The organism is Lacinutrix iliipiscaria, from assembly GCF_042686125.1.
Classification (GTDB): Bacteria; Bacteroidota; Bacteroidia; order Flavobacteriales; family Flavobacteriaceae; genus Oceanihabitans; species Oceanihabitans iliipiscarium.
Map to the genome: position 1 here is coordinate 70,338 of NZ_JBHUOV010000015.1, position 18,757 is coordinate 89,094.

Below are 18,757 nucleotides of genomic sequence, written 5' to 3' on the forward strand. Positions count from 1 at the left end.
TACTATTGAAATTTCGCAGGAACTTTATCTTTATGTTTCCAGCGTTTGTGAGTCCATAAGTAATATTCTGGAGCTTCATAAATTTGTTGTTCAACAAGTTTTAAAAATTGATCTGTAATGTCGTAATTTTTAAAATCTTTAGGGTTAACAGCAAGTGTTTTAAAAGTCGTTTCGTAATAACCCCGTTTCACCTTTTTAACAGCAAAGAATACTACAGACATGTCTAATTTTTTAGCTAGCATTTCTGCTCCAGTATGAACAGGGACTTTAATGCCCATAAATTCTTTCCAATGAAAAGCTTTATTAGCCTTAGGTGATTGGTCTGAAATAAACCCATTAATGGTTAATTCGCCTCTCTTTTTGGTTTCAGTTAATGTTGGAATAGTCTCTTTGGTCGTGATTAAGTCTGTATTGTATTTAGCTCTAATACGCTTAATTAAACGATCAAAATATTTATTTTCTAAGCGTTTATAAACACCATAACCTTTATGGTTTACAAATCGCTGAGCGATAAAAATCCACTCAAAATTAGCATAGTGTGCACACATTAAAACAATGCTTCTATTGGCTTTTTCTAGTTTGTGAATTTCTTCAATATGTTTGAATTGAAAGCGTTTCGTGATTTCGGCTTCAGAAATGGTTAATGATTTAATTGATTCTAAAATCATATCACATAAATGGTGAAAAAACTTTTTAGCGATAGCATTAATTTCTTTTTCAGACTTTTCAGGAAAGACAAGTCTTAAGTTATGCCGAACTGTTTTTCTTCGATACCCAATGATGTAGTACACAAAACCAAAAAGTACATCAGAAAGCATGTATAATAATCTAAATGGAAGTATAGAAATTATATATAAAAATGGATAAATTAAGATGTAAACAAGAAATTGCATGAAATAATTTTAGATTTGCAAGAACAAATATATATTATATTTGATTTAAACGTTTCAAATTTATGGGCAATTTAAGTATTGTAACAATTGTAATAATAGTAGCAAATGTATTAATTTCTTACAAAGGCTTTGGCGACTTTAACTTTTTTGAAAAGTATAAGTTTAATGTTGGTGGTATAAAAAGAGGAGAACAGTTTAGAATGTTTAGTTCTGGGTTTCTGCATATAGATACACAGCATCTGTTATTTAATATGTTAACCCTTTTCTTTTTTGCAGATGTAGTTATACAAGACTTAGGCGCTTTAAGTTTTGTTTTAGTGTATGTTGGTAGCTTGATGCTCGGAAGTTTACTGTCCTTATACTTTCATAAAGATGAGTATCATTACAGTGCAGTTGGAGCTAGTGGTGCTGTAACGGGAATTTTATATTCAGCTATCTTATTACGTCCAGAAATGAGTTTATATATGTTTTTTGTTCCTATACCAATTCCAGCATATGTCTTTGGTATTGGTTATTTATTATATTCTATTTATGGAATGAAAAGTAAATCCGATAATATAGGCCACGATGCACATTTTGGAGGTGCTATAGGAGGTTATATTATTACTTTGTTTTTAGCAACTTGGCTTTTTGAAACGAACCTTTTAATGATTGGTTTATTAGCAATACCAATTGTGTTATTATTTGTCTTAAAACGAATGGGGAAATTATAATAAAAAAAAGCCTTCTAATTTTTAGAAGGCTTTTTTTTTAGTCAAGTAATTCAGCTATTTTATTATCTAATGCCTGACCTCGTAAATCTTTGGCTACTATTTTTCCATCAGCATCTAATATAAATGTAGCAGGAATAGAATTAATATTGAATTCTTTTGCTATAGGATCATTAAAATACTGTAAGTTAGAAACCTGATGCCAGGTTAATTTATCTTGAGCAATAGCAGCTATCCAAGCTTGTTTTGCGTCTTTTTGTTGAGGTGTACCATCTAAAGAAACTCCAATAATTTCTAATCCTTTGTCATGATATTTTTCATATACTTTTACCACATTCGGATTTTCTCTTCTGCATGGTCCACACCAAGCTGCCCAGAAGTCTATAATAGTGACTTTGCCTTTAATATCATTTAGAGCTAGTGTTTTTCCATCTGGAGTAGGCGCCGAAAAATTTGGCGCTATGCTACCAATGGCTGTTTTTTTGTTTTTGGAAATATAATCAGCAATTACTTTTCCAGATCTAGAGTTTTTTACTGACGCATTAAAATTTGTATATAAGTCTTCAATTTTAGTAAATTCTACTTGTTTACTCATTAAAGCTCGCTCTAAAATTAGCGCTGATAAAATAGCATCTTCATTTTTAGTCATAAATTCTAAATCATGAGCCAGATTTTCTTTCATAAAACCATCATACTCTTTACGTAAAGCAGCAATTCTTGCTGTGTCTTGTTGTTGCTGGGCAACTTGGTAGTCTGCTGCTAATTTATTGCTTCTACTACGTAAAGATTTTACAAACTCTTGATATTCATTAAAGTAGTTGTTTTCTTTTCCTCCTTTAATTGTTGAAGCAGAAATACTGTCGGAATAAATATTGATATCTATTGTTTCATTTTCAATAATTATAGGAAGTCCTCCTTGTACGCCATCAACGGCAATAAAATACATATCAGGACTCTCAACATTTCCTTTTAGTTCAAAAGTATTTCCATTAATTCTGGTAGAATCTAAAATAATTTCTTGTCTGTTTTCATTTCTAAGTAGTGTTACTAGAGTATTTTCTTCAGCGTTATCTATACGTCCTTGAATTAAAAATCCATCACTACTTTCGGTTTTGCTTTCATTTTTACATGAAACAAGAACAAGTGAAATACATAATATATAAAGTATACTTTTCATAGTCTTTTATTTTCCTGCAAATATAGCAGGAATTACTTATTTATTTTGAAAATGTAAATATGTTAGTTTTAATTTAACAATTTAGTACTTTTGTTGCATGATGGAAAACGATACAATTATTGCATTGGCAACACCTTCAGGTGCAGGAGCTATTGCTGTAATTAGACTTTCAGGACCAAAAGCTATAAGCATTATAGATGCTAATTTTAAGTCAGTAAAAAGTCAAAAGACGCTTAGTACTCAAAAAACACATACCATTCATTTAGGTCATATTGTAGAAGGTCGTAAAACACTAGATGAGGTTTTAGTTTCTGTATTTCTAAATCCAAACTCATACACTGGAGAAGATGTTGTTGAAATATCTTGCCATGGCTCAAATTATATTCAACAGGAAATTATTCAACTTTTTCTCAGAAATGGTTGTAGAATGGCAAGTGCTGGAGAATTTACTTTGCGTGCTTTTTTAAATGGAAAATTAGATTTAAGCCAGGCAGAAGCTGTTGCAGATTTAATAGCTAGTGATAATGAAGCTTCTCACCAAATCGCTATGCAACAAATGCGAGGTGGTTTTTCGTCTGAAATCGCTAAATTAAGAGAAGAACTTCTAAATTTTGCTTCATTAATTGAGTTAGAACTTGATTTTGCTGAAGAGGATGTTGAATTTGCTGACCGAACTCAGTTTAAATCTTTAGTTGATAGAATAGGTTTCGTATTAAAACGATTGATTGACAGTTTTGCTGTAGGAAATGTGATTAAAAATGGTATTCCTGTTGCTATTGTTGGCGAACCAAATGTTGGCAAATCAACACTTTTAAACGCCTTATTAAACGAAGATAGAGCAATAGTTTCTGAAGTTGCAGGAACGACTAGAGATACTATTGAAGATGAAATATCAATTGGAGGTATAGGTTTTCGTTTTATAGATACAGCTGGAATACGCGAAACAGAAGATATAGTTGAAAGTATAGGGATTAAAAAAACATTCGAAAAAATAGACCAAGCTCAAGTTGTTGTTTATCTTTTTGATAGTTTGAATAGTATTTCAAATCTTAATCAAGTACAAATAGAAATTGAAAAGATAAAAAATAAATACCCTCAAAAACCTCTTATTATAATTGCGAATAAAATTGATAAGTTGGATGATATACAACTAGCAAAACTTAACGCAGAAGTTTCTAATGTTCATTTGTTATCTGCAAAAACAGGCTTTGGAGTGGAACAGTTAACCAGTTCATTATTAAATTTAATTAATACTGGAGCATTACGTAATAATGAAACTATAGTCACTAACTCAAGGCATTACGATGCACTTTTAAAAGCCTTTGAAGAAGTTAATAAAGTTAAGCATGGTTTAGAGTCTGGCTTATCTGGCGATTTGTTAGCTATAGATATTCGCCAAGCACTTTATCATTTTGGAGAAATTACAGGTGAAATTACTAATGATGATTTGTTGGGTAATATATTTGCTAACTTCTGTATCGGGAAGTAACTTACTTTCTTTTATTTATTAATGTATTGATTTTATTGACTTTACAAATTTTTATCTTCTCTTTTTTGTTGCTTTTTTGCTCTTTTTTAACTAAATTTGTTGTATATCTGTTGCCTTAAATACGGATTTGTTGCCCAAATCTGTTGGCTAAAAGATTGGCGAAATGATGCACCATATTGCCCCACGTTGCACCATAACGCTACATAAAGCACCATTTATGAGCAGTAATTTATACATCCCAAAAACCTGTAAACATTGCGGTAATGCTTTTACAGCACGCACAACAGTAACTAAATACTGTGGTGATACTTGCGCTAAAAAAGCTTATAAGGCACGTAAGCGTAAAGAAAAAGTACAAGCTACTCTCACAAAGGATATGCAGCAGCAAAAGGAAGCTGTCCAAATTCCAAGTCTCAACACGGTAAATAACAAAGATTTTTTAAGCGTGACAGAAGCTTCACAATTGATTGGTGTAAGTAGATGGACCATTCAAAGAATGATTCAACAAGGACGCTTAAAAGCAGTCCGTTTTGGAAGAAAACGTATTGTAGCCAGATGGCAAATAGAAAACCTCTTTAATTAACATCCTATGAAAGTAACATTAAGACAACGCAAAAAGAATGATAAGATAAGTCTGTATTTAGATTACTATCATAAAGGAAAACGCAAAACCGAGTATTTGCGATTATACCTTACACCTAATCCTAAAACTAAAACTGAAAGAGAGGTTAACAAGAAAACCAAGCAATTAGCAGAAACCATTTGCGCACAACGTCAAATAGAAATACAAAATGGTATTTATGGCTTTCAGGATATTGAGAAATTAAAAGGCAGTTTTATTACTTATGTTACGGCTTTAGCTGAAAAGAAAAACACCAGCTCTGGCAACTACGGGAATTGGAACAGTATGCTAAAACACTTGAAAATCTTTTGTCCTACGGATGTAAGTTTCCAAGATTTGGATAAATCATTTGTTGAGCGTTTCAAAGAGTATTTAGACAAAGATGCTATGGCAAGAGCAGGTAAAAAATTGTCTCAAAACTCTAAATATTCATACTATGGTAAATTTTGCGCAGCTTTAAAGCAAGCGGTTAAGGATGGTATTTTAAAAGTCAATCCTGCTAATGGTGTCGATTATTTCAAACAAGGAGAACCTCAACGAGAATTTTTAACGCTTGATGAATTACAAAAGGCAGTCAACACAGAATGTGAGTTACCACTATTAAAAAATGCGTTTATATTTTCAGCCCTTACCGGATTACGTTGGTCAGATATTGAAAAATTGGTATGGTCAGAAATCCAACACTCTAAAGAAATGGGTTATTACATACGTTTCAGACAAAAGAAAACCAAAGGTGCTGAAACATTACCAATTTCAGAACAGGCAAGAGAATTATTAGGTGAAGCAGGAAAACCCGAAGCAAAAGTTTTTGAAGGTTTACATTATAGTGCCTGGTCAAACCTTAAATTGCAACAATGGATGTTAAAAGCAGGTATTACTAAAAATATTACTTTTCATTGTGCCCGTCATACCTATGCCACTTTACAATTAACTTTGGGTACAGACATTTACACGGTATCAAAATTATTAGGGCATAAAGAATTAAGAACCACACAGATTTACGCCAAAGTAATTGATGATAAAAAGAAAGAAGCTGCTAACCGTATTCAATTGGATTTATAATGAAAGGAAATGTATTTGCAAGCTTGGTATCGATTACCAACGGTTTACATAGAGACGATAGATCAGATAGAGAGTTTAATTTTCAGAACTCTGAATTAAAGGAAAGACCAAAAGCTGATAATGCGGTTTTTAAGGTAAACTTTAAAAGACCTTTAAACAGTAAAAAAGAATATTACTTTAAGTTGATTTCAAATGATACTGAAACCGAATTAGCAGCATTAAAATCCGAATTTCCAACCGATGCAGGAGAACCCGAAAGCAAATACAGATATACAAGACAATTTAATAAATACGATAAGTATCTAAAGGATATTGCCGCCTACATCAAAAAGCAGTCTATAAGTAACGATTTAGGCAACGATACTGATTACATCATTAATTACCTAAAAGTGTCCGCAATTCGCCTATACATTGAACTACAAGAGCAATACGGACAATTTTCAGATACTGCTTTATTTTCAATTCAAGAGATAGCAGAAAAGTATTTTAACGATACAGATTTTGATACTTCAGTATATGTAAAAATAGAAGCTGATAAAAAAGGGGTAATTAAAAAGCCATCTAAAACGAAAAGTAAGCCTAAAACCTCATTTGGTTATAAAAATAAAGACACATCTGGACTCTTGAAAGTATTAAACGATTTTCAATTAAGGGTTGATATGCTTGATAATAGAACTACAGTACAACAGTTATTTAACCTATTAATAGCAAAAGATTTTACAGAAGGTAATACAGAAATTTATCTTCAATGCGAAACCACACAGTTTAGTTATATAGTAGATGTTTTAAAACCTTTTTTTACAGGATTTAATCCAACTTCAATTGAGCGTTCTGGAAAGTTTGTTACTAAAACAGGAACACCTCTAAAGGCAAATAATCTTCATAAAAACAAAGTTCACAACCCAAAAGAAAAAGAAGAAATAGACAATATTATCCAACAACTGCAATAAAAAACAGTAAGATTAGTAAGAAATCTTACTGTTGTCTTACTCTCATTTTACACTCTTACTAAAATCCGATAGCTAATTTCAAACCTTTGTCATGTTCTTGAAAACCAAGAATGACATTTGGCCAGATGTCCATTTCTATTTTTAAAATTAATTAGTTATGGACGAAATATTAGAACGTCTTAAAATTATCGAAGCACACGTTTTAGACAGAAACATTATTGTAAAAAACGTATTGAGCTTTAACGAAGCCTGTAAATTTTTGGAATTGTCACAATCCCATTTATACAAGCTTACAAGTACCGGAACCATTCCGCATTACAAACCGAATGGTAAGAAAATTTATTTCAACAGAGCAGAATTAGAACAATGGTTATTGAGTAACCGTGTCGATTCACAAGATGAAATCGAACAGCAAGCTGCCGATTACTTAATTAAGAAAGGAGCGGTGAAGTTATGACTGAAATAATCGATTTACTCTTGGTGCTCTCACAAGAAATAAAGGACTTAAAGGCACGTATCGAGTTGTTACGACATTCGAGAGCAGAAGTATTAAAAGATACGTGGATAGACAACCAAGACGTATTGCAGACCTTACACATCAGTAAGCGAACCTTACAGACCTTGAGAGACAACGGAACACTGCCTTATAGCAAAGTAAAGGGTAAGTTTTATTACAAGGTGTCCGATGTAGAGCAATTGCTTCAAGATAACTACTACAATCATAATTTCAAGCAAGATGGAAGTAAGTAGAGAGGCAATTTTAGACAAAACACATTACGGCTTAAAGATTTATGCCTACGTGTTAAGACAGTATTATCCTAATACAGCAGTCCTTTCTGTAAAAGGAAGGGACTGTGGGATAACCCGAAACCCCTTTAATGGTGGTAAAGAAACCTTACGGATTCATATTGATGGTGTAATAGCAACACATCGAGATACTGAACTAAAAACTTTTAACGGTGATGTATTCGATTTTGCACAATATCATTTTAGAATAACCGATGAAGAAGAATTGTTGCATAAGATTAACCAAGAGTTGCATCTCAATTTAGAAGTCAAGGAAAAGAGCGAATTAGATTGGTTGAATGGTCCAGACGATACTTGGTATGCTTACTGTAGCTTTTTCAAAGCCCCAGTTCGCAATGTGTTTCCTGCGGAAACTATGCGGTTATATCAAGTATTTGCATTAATCACAAGTGATAAATACAAAAGAATTACTGAAGATTTAAGAGCAATAAGCGATGTAAAAGAAGCACGTAAATTCAAAGCTAATCGCTTTGATTACGTCACTTTTTCAGGAACGTTTGAAAAGCGGAATGATAACAATTTGTTACAGCATTCCAATCTATTAACTATTGATTTTGACCATTTAGAAAATCTACAAGAGTTAAGAACACAATTATTGAATGATGAATACTTTGAAACCGAAATGCTATTTACATCACCTTCTGGTGATGGCCTAAAATGGATTATCAGAATAGATGTTTCAGAAGTAACACATTCAGAGTATTTCACGGCAGTAGCCAATTATATTAAGCATACTTATAACATTGAGGTTGACCAGTCAGGTAAAGACGTTTCCAGAGCTTGTTTTTTACCATACGACCCAACAGCCTTTTTACATAAAAGACACCAAGCATTATGACCAAAATATTTAATCCAAAAGAATGGTTGGAAGTTCCAGAAGAGCAACCGCAACCAACAAGCAACAAAGCAACAACGAATGTTGTTGCTGTTGCTGATAACGACATTGAAACCTACATTTCAGCAATTGAGCAATCAGGTATAGACATAACAGGAAATTATGCCACTTGGAGAGATTTAGGATTTGCTTTAGCTGAAGAATATGGCGAAACAGGAAGAGACTACTTCCACAGAATAAGCAAAAACTATGTAGGTTATGATTCAAAAGAATGTGACGAACAGTTTAACAAATGCCTAAATGCTAAAGGTCACGGCATTACCATTGCAACGTTTTACCATTATGCGCATCAGGCAGGTATAAAACCAATGAAGCAACAAAACAACAACGAGGTTGCAACAAATGTTGCAACTGTTGTTGATGTACCAGAGCAAGCAATGCCAACAATACCAGATGAGGTATTTAATACCTTACCGCAGTTTTTACAACAAGTTGTAAACCCTTCGAGCAGTCAAGAGGAAAAGGACATTTTGTTGTTAGGAGCTTTAACGGCTTTTAGTGCCTGCTTTCCTAAACTCTTTGGTATCTACGACCAACGTAAAGTCTTTGCCAATTTATACCTGTTTGTTACCGCACCTGCATCTGCAGGTAAAGGCAGACTTAACCAAATTAAGAATTTGGTAGACCCTGTACATAAGTTAAAACGTGAACAAGCCAAAGTACTAAAACAACAATTTAATACAGAAATGGCAACGTATAATATGAACAAGGGTAAAGATGAAAACTTGGAGAAACCAGGTAAACCACCCGAAAGGATGTTGTTTATTCCTGCCAACAATAGTGTTACTGGAGTATATCAATTAATTTCTGATAATGAAGGTAAAGGATTGATTTTTGAAACTGAAGGAGATACATTAGCACAAGCTTTTAAGAGCGATTACGGTAATTATAGCGATGGTTTTCGTAAAGCTTTCCATCACGAAACAATAAGCTATTATCGTAGAACAGATAGAGAGTATGTAGATATTGAAAAGCCTTGTTTATCAACAGTATTGTCAGGTACACCTAAACAAGTAGCAACCTTAATTCCAAATGCCGAAAATGGTTTGTTCAGTCGTTTTATGTTCTATTATATGAATATAAAACCTACTTGGAAAAACGTATTTTCAAGTAACAACAATGTTGGTTTAGATGATTACTATTCACAATTGGGTAATGAGTTTTTGGGCTTATATAAAACACTAAAGAATAACCCAGAGATTGAAGTAAGGCTAACAACACCTCAACAACAGATATTCAATACGTTTTTTGAATCCTTACAAACCAAATACATCAACTTACAACCCGAAGAGTATATTGCAACCATAAGGCGATTAGGCTTAATTGCATTTCGTTTAATGATGTTATTTACGGTATTTCGCATTATGGAAGATGGTGATGTTAACCAAGTAAAAGAATGTGAGGATGTCGATTTTCAAAATGCGCTTACTATTATTTCTATTTTGGTAAAACACAGTAGTAAAGTGTTTAACGATTTACCGATAGAACAGAAAGCGGCAAAACGTTTAAATCGAAAGGAAAGGTTTTTAGAAACCCTACCAAAGAAATTCAGTAGGCAAGATTATTTGGATCTGGCAATCAAACAAAGCATCCCACACAAAACAGCAGAGGGTTATATTACAAAGTTTGTAGAAGCAAGATTAATACATAGAGAAGCACACGGTGTCTATTTAAAGATTGTTTGATTGTCAAAGGGTTTTGAATTGCAATGATTTAGTTTCTTTATTTCAAAAAGAGAAAAAACTATACATAATTTGCGACTATAACCTACATTTTTTAGTATAGGCATCTGTAATATTTTCATCAATTGCTTAAAAATTGTACATTAGTTTTATCGATTGAGTTTAATACTCATTATTATGAACTTTTCATTTTTAGTTACCATAAACCACCATGATAATAAACCGCAAAATCCCTTTTAAATTTTTACTTAACGAAATAAAAATTCCATTAATAATAGTTGTCCTTTTAGGCTTTATTTTTGGCTTGTTACCAAAATATTTCCCCAATTTTTCACCTGAAATACCGATAGGTATTGCCACCACGTTAGGTATAGCCATATCTATTTTGCTGTCATATAAAATCAATCAATCGTACAATCGCTGGTGGGAAGCCCGAACCATTTGGGGAGCCATAGTGAATGATAGTCGTTCTTTGGTATTACAACTTCAACTTTATTTGAATGAGAATGATGAACTTTTGCGCAAGATAGCCCACTATCAAATTGCTTGGTGTTATGCTTTAGACAAGTCATTAAGAAAACAAGATGTTCTTTCCGGATGGGAAAACCTGTTAAATAAAGAGGATTTGGAAAAAATAAAAAAACAATCCAACATACCTTTAGCTATAAATCAACTTCAAACAGAAGCCGTTAGAAAGCTATATGAGAAAAAAACGATTGAAGAGTTTGCAAGAACACAACTTGAAGTAACACTAACGAGATTAGTAGCTTCTATGGGGAAATGTGAACGCATAAAAAACACCGTTTTTCCACCAACATATGGTCAAGCTTTAAATATATCTATCTACTTGTTTGTTGTTTTTTTAAGTTTATCCCCTGTGCTTCAACTTAATCTTTTCTTACAAATCATTATTCTACTTTCTATTTCTATGTTGTTTTTCATTTTACAAAAGTTAGCACATCAACTTCAAGACCCATTTGACAACCATGAGACAGATACACCTATGACTTCTTTGTCCAGAACAATTGAAATTAATATCCGTCAATTATTGGACGAAAAAGATATTCCCGAACCTATTCAACCAAAAAAGTTTTATTTAATGTAGTAAAAGCTTTCAAATTGATAAAATGGCAAAGCTGGGTGTCATTTCGAGTTAGAATAAAGGCCTATTTTATGTTATATTTGAAGTATAATAAATAAAAATATTTAAAGAATTAAATGAAAAAATTATTTTACATCTTCCGTTATGTGAGTTGGATTGCAGTTATATGCTCTTTAATAGGGTCATTACTTTTGTTTGTGGTAGGAGCTTTAAAAACCATTAATGCGTTACGGGTGGTATTGTTTGATTATGTTCCGAAGGATAAAGCGCATTTACATAGTGCTGATGTAGCTACAACCTACCTTATCAAATCGTTGGACACCTTTCTTATCGCTTTAATTCTATTTATTTTCGCTCATGGTGTATATACATTGTTCATTTCCAATAAAAAATATGAAGATGGAAATGGCGTACTAAAATGGGTTCGAACTCCTAATATTGGACATCTCAAAAATGTACTTGCAGAGGTTATTGTTATAATTTTGTTCGTGAAGTTTCTTGAAACGGTCTTTGTTAACATAAACAACCTTAAATGGGAAATTGCCATTCTTCCTATTTCAGTGTTGTTGTTAGCTCTTGGTCTCAAATTTTTGCATCTTGACAAAGAAGAAAACTCAAACAAAAAAGATAAACCTGAATAAATTATGAGCAGAGGATTTGTAAAAGAAGATGACCAAGAGGAAATCCCTATAGTACCACCAAGAGCCCACTTACCAGAAGGTGTAACAAACTATGTAACTCCAATGGGAATGGATGAACTATTGACTGAAAAGCAAGTGCTACTTGATGAAAAGAATGAATTAAGTATTAAAGATGAAAACGAACGTCGTATAGCTTTAAATCATATTGATGCAAAATTAAATTTGCTAAACAGCAGAATTTCTTCAGCAAAAGTAGTAGATTTAAAAACACATCCTCCGCATGAAATTCGTTTTGGAGCATCTGTAACACTCAAGAAAGAGAGTACAAAACAAATCGAAAAATACCAAATTGTAGGTGTGGATGAGGCTGATATTTCTAAAGGGAAAATTTCCTTCATTTCACCATTGGCCAAAATGCTAATTCATAAAAAAGTGGGTGACAGGGCTATTTTAGAATTGCCACAGAAACAAAGAGTTTATGATGTTTTAGAAATAGAGTATTAGTCTGACTGACAACTTTTTTTTAGCCTTTCCCGAAATATTCACAATAGAAACATCCATATCCAGTTACTGGTGAAATTGTGGTTAAAGCACATAAGTTACTATAATGTGTATGCCAGAAATTTGACTATCTTTATGTCTGTACATCATTTTTAAACAGAAATAACAGAAACCATTTTTATGTCAACAGGCGTTTTTATTTTACATTCCAATAACACCCCAGCAGGTGACCAACCCGAAGCAATCGCACAAATTGTTTCTGGAATAGAGTCGGGAGCAACCCATCAAACACTTAAAGGTATTACAGGTTCAGGTAAAACCTTCACAATGGCAAACATCATCCATCGGTTAAAACGTCCAACGTTGATTCTTGCACCCAACAAAACACTAACAGCACAGTTATATCAAGAAATGAAACAGCTTTTTCCTGAAAATGCGGTTGAGTTTTTTGTTTCGTATTATGATTATTTTCAACCTGAAATGTACCTACCTGGTAGCGACCGTTTCATAGAAAAAGATTCGTCAATTAATGAGCAATTAGAACGATTACGTCTTTCAACTACAAAATCACTTATTGAGCGAAAAGATACAATTGTAGTAGCATCCGTTTCATCTATTTATGGATTGGGTGACCCTAAAGATTATAAGGCGCTTCAAGTGCATCTTGAACTCGGGATGCCGATTCTTATTGATGAGTTCGAAAAACAACTTTCATCAGTACAATATGACCGTACACAGCATAGTTTAAAAAGAGGGGTTTATAAAATTGATGGAAATACAATCGATATTTTCCCTGCCGATTCTGAATATAAGGCAGTACAGTTGGTAATAGATAATGGAAAGGTTAGTTCGTTAAGATATATCGATTCAGCATCAGGAAACCATATAGAAGACATCACACAATACGCTGTGTCACCAAAAACGTTATTTGCACCGTCCCATGTACAGGCATCCGAAGCGGCAGACCAGATTTTATTAGAGATGGAAGAGCGTATTGCCCAACTTAATCAAGAGAATCGATTAATAGAAGCAGACCGTCTCTACGAACGCATTACAGATGATGTTAATATGCTCAAAACTGTTGGGTATTGTTCCGGAATGGAAAATTATGCAAGTTACTTTAGTGGGCGTGACCCAAAACTACCGCCAACAACACTTCTCGACTACTTGCCTAAAGACGGTCTTTTGTTCATCGATGAATCTCACGTAATGATTCCGCAAATATCGGCAATGTATAAAGGCGACCAAGCACGTAAGGACACGCTTATTGATTACGGTTTTAGATTGCCTTCGTCAAAGAATAACCATCCATTGAGTTTCGAGGAGTTTGAGAAATTAAAACCACAAACAATTTTTGTTTCTGCGACTCCAGGAGCATATGAGTTAAAAGTCTCAAAAGGAAGGGTTGTTGAACAAGTTGTTAGGCCTACAGGCTTACTTGACCCTGTTGTAGAAGTACGACCTAAAGATAATGCTATTGAAGATTTGTTGGGCGAAATAAAAACCTGTGTAGAAGCAGGCAATCGAGTTTTGATTACTACACTCACAAAGGTTGCAGCAGAAAGTCTTCACGAATTTATAGTAGATAAAGGTTTTAGGGCACGATATTTACATTCGGATTTTAAAACTATTGAGCGTACAGAAATCATCAACGGATTAAGAGCAGGCGAATTTGATATTTTAATAGGAATAAGCCTATTGCGTGAAGGATTGGACATTCCAGAAGCTTCCTTAATGGCTATTTTAGATGCTGACCATGCAGGGTTTTTGCGTTCGGTTAATGCATTAATACAAATGATTGGTCGTGTGGCCCGTAACGTCAACGGAAAAGCTATTATGTATGCAGATAATATTACACCTGCTATGAAAGAGGCTATTGATGAAACCGAAAATCGCAGGAAACGACAAATAGCCTATAATGCAGAACATAATGTTACACCAGTAACTTCGGCAAGAAAACTGAATGTTGAAGATGAGAGCGTGGAAGAAACATTCTCCCACCCAAAAGATTTTTGTGAGAATCTTGATGAACTTTGTGAAAGGATTACAGAAAAAGAGCAACAACTTTTGGTAGCTTCTAATGATAAGGATGAACAAACTATAATGAAAATCCGTCAAGAATTAGATAATCTATACAGGCAGTATATTTATATGTGATAGAATAGATATTTAATACAGTTAGTTTTTCTATTGTTTCAAGTAAAACTAAATGAACTTTTAGTAAAGCATCAAAAAATGAAAGCAATACAATTTACAGGCTACGGTGATATTTCTGAAAAAGTAATAATTTCTGAAATACAAAAACCAATCTTAAACAAAGATGAAGTGCTCATTGAAACCCGTTCTGTTAGTGTTAATCCTTTGGATATTAAGGTAATTGAAGGAAAACTTAAAGCAGTACGTAAATTCAAACTGCCAGCTACTTTAGGATATGATGTCAGTGGTATTGTAGTGGATAAGGATAAAAATGTAACTGATTTCAATATTGGAGATGAAGTTTTTTCAAAAGTTAATAAACAAGGAACTTTTACAGAGTTCGTAGTTGTACACAAAGATATTATTAGCCTAAAGCCCAAGAATGTAAATTTTGAGGAAGCTGCCAGTTTACCACTTGTAGGATTAACAGCAATTCAGGCTTTAAAACGCGGAAAATTAAAAGAGGGAGATAAGGTTTTAGTTCATGCTGGTTCTGGTGGTGTAGGTTCATTTGCTATTCAATACGCAAAATACAAGGGAGCCTATGTGTATACTACTACCAGTACAGAAAATGTTGAATGGGTGAAGAAACTTGGGGCTGATGTTGTTATTGATTATAAAAGTCAAAACTATTTAGATATTGTAAGTAATGTTGATTTGGTATTAGATACACTTGGCAACAAATTTACCGAAGATGCTTTTAAGGTTATTAAAACTGGAGGGAAAGTAATATCGCTTGTTGGTCCTATTGACAAAGAAACTGCCAGCCGGATGAAGTTGAATTTTTTCGTTAAATTAATTTTAGCTTGGCGAAGAAGAAAAATCACTAAACATATTCGATTAAAGTCAGCCTACTACAGTTTAATTTTTATGAGAGCTAATGCAAAACAACTCAATGAAATTGCTGAACTTGTAGAATCAGGAATAGTGAAGACCAATTTAGATAAGGTCTTTACCTTTAATGATGCTTTGCAAGCATTGCTTTATGTTAAAAAAGGACGAACAAAGGGAAAAGTTGTTATAAATGTAAAGGCATAACAAGTAAAGCCTTGAACAATAACAAACAATTTTTTATTACTAAATCGGTATAAAAAAGGGGATAATTTTTAAATCATCCCCTTTAATTTTATCTATTTTCTTTGAAATTAATAACGTCCCTTTAGCATACCGTGTGGATCGATAACAAACTTCTTATTCGAGCCATCAGAAAAATCTTGATAAGCTTGAGGTGCTTCATCTAAAGTAATAACCTCTGGGTTCATAATAGTTTTCATAGAGATTCTATCCCAAAGAATGGCTTGCATTATCTGATAATTGTATTTCCCTATCGGTGCCATACCTGTCTGGATACGTAATGATTTTAACCAGCCTTTACCCCAATCAACAGTCAGTTTTCCTTGTTTAGCGTTTTCATCTCTTCCGCCCGGGTCAACAGGAGTATAAATCCCTGGAATGCCTATACCACCACTTGCACGTACAACGTCAAAGAGGTCATTGATTACGGCATTCGGATTTTCTTTCTTATAATCCTCATCCCCATGTCCGTGTGCTTCATATCCAACAGCATCTACTCCTGCATCTACTTCAGGAACTCCAAGAATTTGCTCAATTTGTTCAGCTACGCTTGCATCCAAAGTTAAGTCTACGGTTTCCATTCCTGCTTTTTTCACCAGTTCTAAACGGTCTTTGTTCATATCACCAACAATGACGCATGATGCTCCCAAAAGTTTAGCAGATTCGGCAGCACATCGACCTACAGGTCCTGCACCAGCAATATAAACAGTCGACCCCGTAGTAACACCTGCGGCAAAAGCACCGTGGTATCCTGTTGGAAGAATATCAGACACTAATGTTAAGTCCAGCATTTTATCCAATGCCTGCTCCCTGTCTGGAAATTTCAGTAATTGAAAATCAGCATAAGGTATTAAGCAATATTCCGATTGTCCACCAAGCCATCCGCCCAAATCAAAACCATAAGCACCTACAGGAGCTTCTGGATTAACTGTCTCACATACATCAGTATTTCCTTTCTTACAATTTCTACAACGTCCGCAGGAAACATTGAAAGGTACGGAGACTATATCTCCTACTTTTAGAAATTCAACATCTTTACCAATCTCTACAACTTCACCCGTAATTTCATGACCCAATACATGTCCAACAGGAACAGTAAAACGTCCTCTAAAAATGTGTTGGTCACTACCACAAATGTTGGTAGAAACCACTTTAATGATTACGGCATGATGAATATCTTTTCCTCTTGGATCTTGAAATTTGGGATAGGCAATATCATTTACTTCTAAATTCCAAGCCCCTTTGTAGACAACTCCTCTGTTACTTGACATACTTTTTTGTGTTTTAGTTAATTGATTTCTTTTTTACCAACCTTTTGGTGATGTAAATATAAGCAAATTATTGCTAATTATAAAGTTAAATTATCCTGTTTCGTATCATTTAGAGTTACTTTTAGTATCTAACAAATGTTTCTTGAACAAATATTTCAAGTAAAATTTAATCCTTAAATTAGACAGATTATCATTACACTTAATAGAAACACCTTATAAACATCATTAATTATGAAAACACATATTGGATTAACAAGTGAAAATGCTAATGCAGTTGCAGAAATATTATCTAAACTATTAGCAGATGAGTATATACTTATCACAAAGACTAAAAAGGCACACTGGAATATAGAAGGAGCAGACTTTAAACCGATGCATTTGTTTTTTGAAGAACAGTTTGGACAAATAGATGGTTTTATTGATACCGTTGCAGAACGTATTAGAAGTATAGGTCATTATACACCAGGTACTTTAGCCGAATTTTTGGATTTAACCCATCTTACAGAAAAATTCGAAGGCAAGAACAATAGTAACGATTATATTAAAGCATTACTGTCTGACCATGAAAGTATTGTTTACTCTATTCGTGAAAACATAAATAACATAAATAATTCTTACAATGATGAAGGTACTTCTGGTATGTTGGGGTCATTATTGGAAGAGCACGAAAAAATGGCTTGGATGCTTCGAGCAAGCTTATAATAAATGAGTTGTTAAGGATTTAAAGGAATTGAGGATTTAGAGTAATTTTATTTTGGTCAATATTCCTGTAAATATCTTAAATTCAATGCTGTAATTACATCAGCAGACGAATTTTGGTCGTAGGTCTTTTGAGAATACTGCTTAAACAAAAACCTGAAAAAGACCACCGCATCAGCTGTACGAACACGGTTAAGGAAACGAGGATTTTAAATCCTCATTTCTTTGTGTAGTAATACAGTTTCCTTATTTCCTTAACTTCCTCACTTTCTGTTAATAACTGTTTATATCTTTTTCTTACTTCTTTTTTTCTTTTTCTTACATTAGACAAAATCTGACAAGTCTAATTAATGCTATTATGGAGTTTGGCGAATACATACGCTCATTACGCGAAAAGCGCAATTTGCTATTAAGGGAAATGGCTGCTAATATCAATATGGATGTGGCTTATTTAAGCAAGATTGAACGAGGAAACCGTTTGGCAAGACGAGAGCAGGTAATAGCATTTGCAAAAGAATTAAAAGTAGATGAAAGCAAATTAATTAAGCTTTGGATGTCCGAACAGATTGTACAAATGATAAAAAACGAAAAAGACAGTACGGAAATCCTCAAAATAGCTGAAGAAAAAATTAGTAAGATTGAAAAAAATGAGAGTTTATGAAATATTTGTTTAACTCAAGCGGTAACTGGATTGCTTTTAAAATAGATAGTTATCTTTTTAATAGTAATGCTAATTGGATTGGTTGGTTCCCTTGGGATGACGAACACGCAGTTGATAAAAAAGGTAATTATTTGGGGAGTATTTTTGATAATGACCGTTTCTACAAAATACTCAATTTTCCTTATAGAGGTTATCCTGGTTACCCTGGTTATCCTGGTTACCCTGGTTATCCTGGTTACCCTGGTTATGCAGGCTATTCTATTCGTCCACAAAATACAAAAGACTATACTGTTGAAGAATTAAAAAAATTAGAGAACTAACTTCT

The 18,757-nt window shown here is 33.5% G+C and carries 20 protein-coding genes; 17 read left to right on the plus strand and 3 right to left on the minus strand.

All coding sequences use genetic code 11. The annotated features are described in order from the left end of the window. Positions 1-2: 2 nt before the first annotated feature. Entirely contained in the window at positions 3-893 is an 891-nt protein-coding gene (locus tag ACFS5M_RS13065; RefSeq protein ID WP_183489095.1) for a lysophospholipid acyltransferase family protein, read from the minus strand. 62 nt (positions 894-955) lie between these two features. Here ACFS5M_RS13065 and ACFS5M_RS13070 point away from each other — a divergent pair, with 62 nt between their 5' ends. Beyond that, positions 956-1,606: a rhomboid family intramembrane serine protease gene (locus tag ACFS5M_RS13070; protein WP_183489098.1), complete on the plus strand. Its 651-nt coding sequence runs from the start codon at positions 956-958 to the stop codon at positions 1,604-1,606. A 37-nt stretch (positions 1,607-1,643) separates the two neighbouring features. Here ACFS5M_RS13070 and ACFS5M_RS13075 read toward each other — a convergent pair whose 3' ends face one another. After that, positions 1,644-2,780 (minus strand): redoxin domain-containing protein, encoded by a 1,137-nt coding sequence (locus ACFS5M_RS13075; RefSeq protein WP_183489101.1) that lies wholly within the window; start codon positions 2,778-2,780, stop codon positions 1,644-1,646. A gap of 97 nt (positions 2,781-2,877) precedes the next feature. Between ACFS5M_RS13075 and mnmE the strand changes: the two genes are divergently transcribed. From mnmE to ACFS5M_RS13140, 13 genes are all read left to right on the plus strand, one after another. Beyond that, positions 2,878-4,269, plus strand: coding sequence for a tRNA uridine-5-carboxymethylaminomethyl(34) synthesis GTPase MnmE (gene mnmE / locus ACFS5M_RS13080; protein ID WP_183489104.1), 1,392 nt, complete (start codon positions 2,878-2,880; stop codon positions 4,267-4,269). Positions 4,270-4,486: 217 nt separating this feature from the next. Continuing rightward, the gene (locus ACFS5M_RS13085; RefSeq protein ID WP_183489107.1) at positions 4,487-4,852 is read left to right on the plus strand and encodes a helix-turn-helix domain-containing protein; all 366 of its coding nucleotides are present in this window, start codon (positions 4,487-4,489) and stop codon (positions 4,850-4,852) included. A gap of 6 nt (positions 4,853-4,858) precedes the next feature. Next, on the plus strand, positions 4,859-5,953 hold the full coding sequence (locus tag ACFS5M_RS13090) for a phage integrase SAM-like domain-containing protein (protein ID WP_183489110.1): 1,095 nt from the start codon (positions 4,859-4,861) through the stop codon (positions 5,951-5,953). Further along, positions 5,953-6,903, plus strand: a complete 951-nt coding sequence (locus ACFS5M_RS13095; RefSeq protein WP_183489113.1) for a DUF6617 family protein — start codon at positions 5,953-5,955, stop codon at positions 6,901-6,903. The genes ACFS5M_RS13090 and ACFS5M_RS13095 overlap by 1 nt, the downstream gene beginning before the upstream one ends. A 157-nt stretch (positions 6,904-7,060) precedes the next feature. Further along, on the plus strand, positions 7,061-7,360 hold the full coding sequence (locus ACFS5M_RS13100) for a helix-turn-helix domain-containing protein (protein WP_183489116.1): 300 nt from the start codon (positions 7,061-7,063) through the stop codon (positions 7,358-7,360). A gap of 23 nt (positions 7,361-7,383) precedes the next feature. Next, a complete protein-coding gene (locus ACFS5M_RS13105) occupies positions 7,384-7,653 on the plus strand; it encodes a helix-turn-helix domain-containing protein (protein WP_379899132.1) in 270 nt (89 codons plus the stop codon). Further along, positions 7,640-8,548: a BT4734/BF3469 family protein gene (locus tag ACFS5M_RS13110; RefSeq protein WP_183489121.1), complete on the plus strand. Its 909-nt coding sequence runs from the start codon at positions 7,640-7,642 to the stop codon at positions 8,546-8,548. The genes ACFS5M_RS13105 and ACFS5M_RS13110 overlap by 14 nt, the downstream gene beginning before the upstream one ends. Next, positions 8,545-10,290, plus strand: a complete 1,746-nt coding sequence (locus tag ACFS5M_RS13115) for a DUF3987 domain-containing protein (RefSeq protein WP_120201207.1) — start codon at positions 8,545-8,547, stop codon at positions 10,288-10,290. Before ACFS5M_RS13110 ends, ACFS5M_RS13115 begins: the two co-directional genes overlap by 4 nt. Positions 10,291-10,498: 208 nt before the next feature. Then, the gene (locus ACFS5M_RS13120; protein ID WP_120201205.1) at positions 10,499-11,392 is read left to right on the plus strand and encodes a bestrophin family protein; all 894 of its coding nucleotides are present in this window, start codon (positions 10,499-10,501) and stop codon (positions 11,390-11,392) included. Between the two features lie 113 nt (positions 11,393-11,505). Then, complete coding sequence (locus ACFS5M_RS13125) at positions 11,506-12,030, plus strand: YqhA family protein (RefSeq protein ID WP_120201203.1); 525 nt, start codon at positions 11,506-11,508, stop codon at positions 12,028-12,030. A gap of 3 nt (positions 12,031-12,033) precedes the next feature. Next, positions 12,034-12,534, plus strand: coding sequence for a GreA/GreB family elongation factor (locus ACFS5M_RS13130; RefSeq protein ID WP_120201201.1), 501 nt, complete (start codon positions 12,034-12,036; stop codon positions 12,532-12,534). Positions 12,535-12,711: 177 nt separating this feature from the next. Next, the gene (gene uvrB / locus ACFS5M_RS13135) at positions 12,712-14,688 is read left to right on the plus strand and encodes an excinuclease ABC subunit UvrB (RefSeq protein ID WP_120201199.1); all 1,977 of its coding nucleotides are present in this window, start codon (positions 12,712-12,714) and stop codon (positions 14,686-14,688) included. 78 nt (positions 14,689-14,766) lie between these two features. After that, the gene (locus ACFS5M_RS13140) at positions 14,767-15,765 is read left to right on the plus strand and encodes an NADP-dependent oxidoreductase (RefSeq protein WP_120201567.1); all 999 of its coding nucleotides are present in this window, start codon (positions 14,767-14,769) and stop codon (positions 15,763-15,765) included. A gap of 107 nt (positions 15,766-15,872) precedes the next feature. Here the strand turns inward: ACFS5M_RS13140 and ACFS5M_RS13145 are convergent, their stop codons facing one another. Continuing rightward, positions 15,873-17,072, minus strand: coding sequence for an alcohol dehydrogenase catalytic domain-containing protein (locus ACFS5M_RS13145; RefSeq protein ID WP_120201197.1), 1,200 nt, complete (start codon positions 17,070-17,072; stop codon positions 15,873-15,875). 231 nt (positions 17,073-17,303) lie between these two features. On the opposite strand from ACFS5M_RS13145, the gene ACFS5M_RS13150 reads away from it, so the two are divergent. From ACFS5M_RS13150 to ACFS5M_RS13160, 3 genes are all read left to right on the plus strand, one after another. Then, entirely contained in the window at positions 17,304-17,774 is a 471-nt protein-coding gene (locus ACFS5M_RS13150; protein WP_120201195.1) for a Dps family protein, read from the plus strand. A 355-nt stretch (positions 17,775-18,129) separates the two neighbouring features. Further along, on the plus strand, positions 18,130-18,432 hold the full coding sequence (locus ACFS5M_RS13155) for a helix-turn-helix domain-containing protein (protein ID WP_120201193.1): 303 nt from the start codon (positions 18,130-18,132) through the stop codon (positions 18,430-18,432). Continuing rightward, positions 18,429-18,752: a 4-fold beta flower protein gene (locus ACFS5M_RS13160; RefSeq protein WP_120201191.1), complete on the plus strand. Its 324-nt coding sequence runs from the start codon at positions 18,429-18,431 to the stop codon at positions 18,750-18,752. The genes ACFS5M_RS13155 and ACFS5M_RS13160 overlap by 4 nt, the downstream gene beginning before the upstream one ends. Positions 18,753-18,757: the final 5 nt, after the last annotated feature.

What these genes read in the sequence shown, in the direction of transcription:
- ACFS5M_RS13065 (WP_183489095.1), bottom strand. Translation starts at nt 893, where the DNA reads ATGCAATTTCTTGTTTACATCTTAATTTATCCATTTTTATATATAATT.
- ACFS5M_RS13070 (WP_183489098.1), top strand. Translation starts at nt 956, where the DNA reads ATGGGCAATTTAAGTATTGTAACAATTGTAATAATAGTAGCAAATGTA.
- ACFS5M_RS13075 (WP_183489101.1), bottom strand. Translation starts at nt 2,780, where the DNA reads ATGAAAAGTATACTTTATATATTATGTATTTCACTTGTTCTTGTTTCA.
- mnmE (WP_183489104.1), top strand. Translation starts at nt 2,878, where the DNA reads ATGATGGAAAACGATACAATTATTGCATTGGCAACACCTTCAGGTGCA.
- ACFS5M_RS13085 (WP_183489107.1), top strand. Translation starts at nt 4,487, where the DNA reads ATGAGCAGTAATTTATACATCCCAAAAACCTGTAAACATTGCGGTAAT.
- ACFS5M_RS13090 (WP_183489110.1), top strand. Translation starts at nt 4,859, where the DNA reads ATGAAAGTAACATTAAGACAACGCAAAAAGAATGATAAGATAAGTCTG.
- ACFS5M_RS13095 (WP_183489113.1), top strand. Translation starts at nt 5,953, where the DNA reads ATGAAAGGAAATGTATTTGCAAGCTTGGTATCGATTACCAACGGTTTA.
- ACFS5M_RS13100 (WP_183489116.1), top strand. Translation starts at nt 7,061, where the DNA reads ATGGACGAAATATTAGAACGTCTTAAAATTATCGAAGCACACGTTTTA.
- ACFS5M_RS13110 (WP_183489121.1), top strand. Translation starts at nt 7,640, where the DNA reads ATGGAAGTAAGTAGAGAGGCAATTTTAGACAAAACACATTACGGCTTA.
- ACFS5M_RS13115 (WP_120201207.1), top strand. Translation starts at nt 8,545, where the DNA reads ATGACCAAAATATTTAATCCAAAAGAATGGTTGGAAGTTCCAGAAGAG.
- ACFS5M_RS13120 (WP_120201205.1), top strand. Translation starts at nt 10,499, where the DNA reads ATGATAATAAACCGCAAAATCCCTTTTAAATTTTTACTTAACGAAATA.
- ACFS5M_RS13125 (WP_120201203.1), top strand. Translation starts at nt 11,506, where the DNA reads ATGAAAAAATTATTTTACATCTTCCGTTATGTGAGTTGGATTGCAGTT.
- ACFS5M_RS13130 (WP_120201201.1), top strand. Translation starts at nt 12,034, where the DNA reads ATGAGCAGAGGATTTGTAAAAGAAGATGACCAAGAGGAAATCCCTATA.
- uvrB (WP_120201199.1), top strand. Translation starts at nt 12,712, where the DNA reads ATGTCAACAGGCGTTTTTATTTTACATTCCAATAACACCCCAGCAGGT.
- ACFS5M_RS13140 (WP_120201567.1), top strand. Translation starts at nt 14,767, where the DNA reads ATGAAAGCAATACAATTTACAGGCTACGGTGATATTTCTGAAAAAGTA.
- ACFS5M_RS13145 (WP_120201197.1), bottom strand. Translation starts at nt 17,072, where the DNA reads ATGTCAAGTAACAGAGGAGTTGTCTACAAAGGGGCTTGGAATTTAGAA.
- ACFS5M_RS13150 (WP_120201195.1), top strand. Translation starts at nt 17,304, where the DNA reads ATGAAAACACATATTGGATTAACAAGTGAAAATGCTAATGCAGTTGCA.
- ACFS5M_RS13155 (WP_120201193.1), top strand. Translation starts at nt 18,130, where the DNA reads ATGGAGTTTGGCGAATACATACGCTCATTACGCGAAAAGCGCAATTTG.
- ACFS5M_RS13160 (WP_120201191.1), top strand. Translation starts at nt 18,429, where the DNA reads ATGAAATATTTGTTTAACTCAAGCGGTAACTGGATTGCTTTTAAAATA.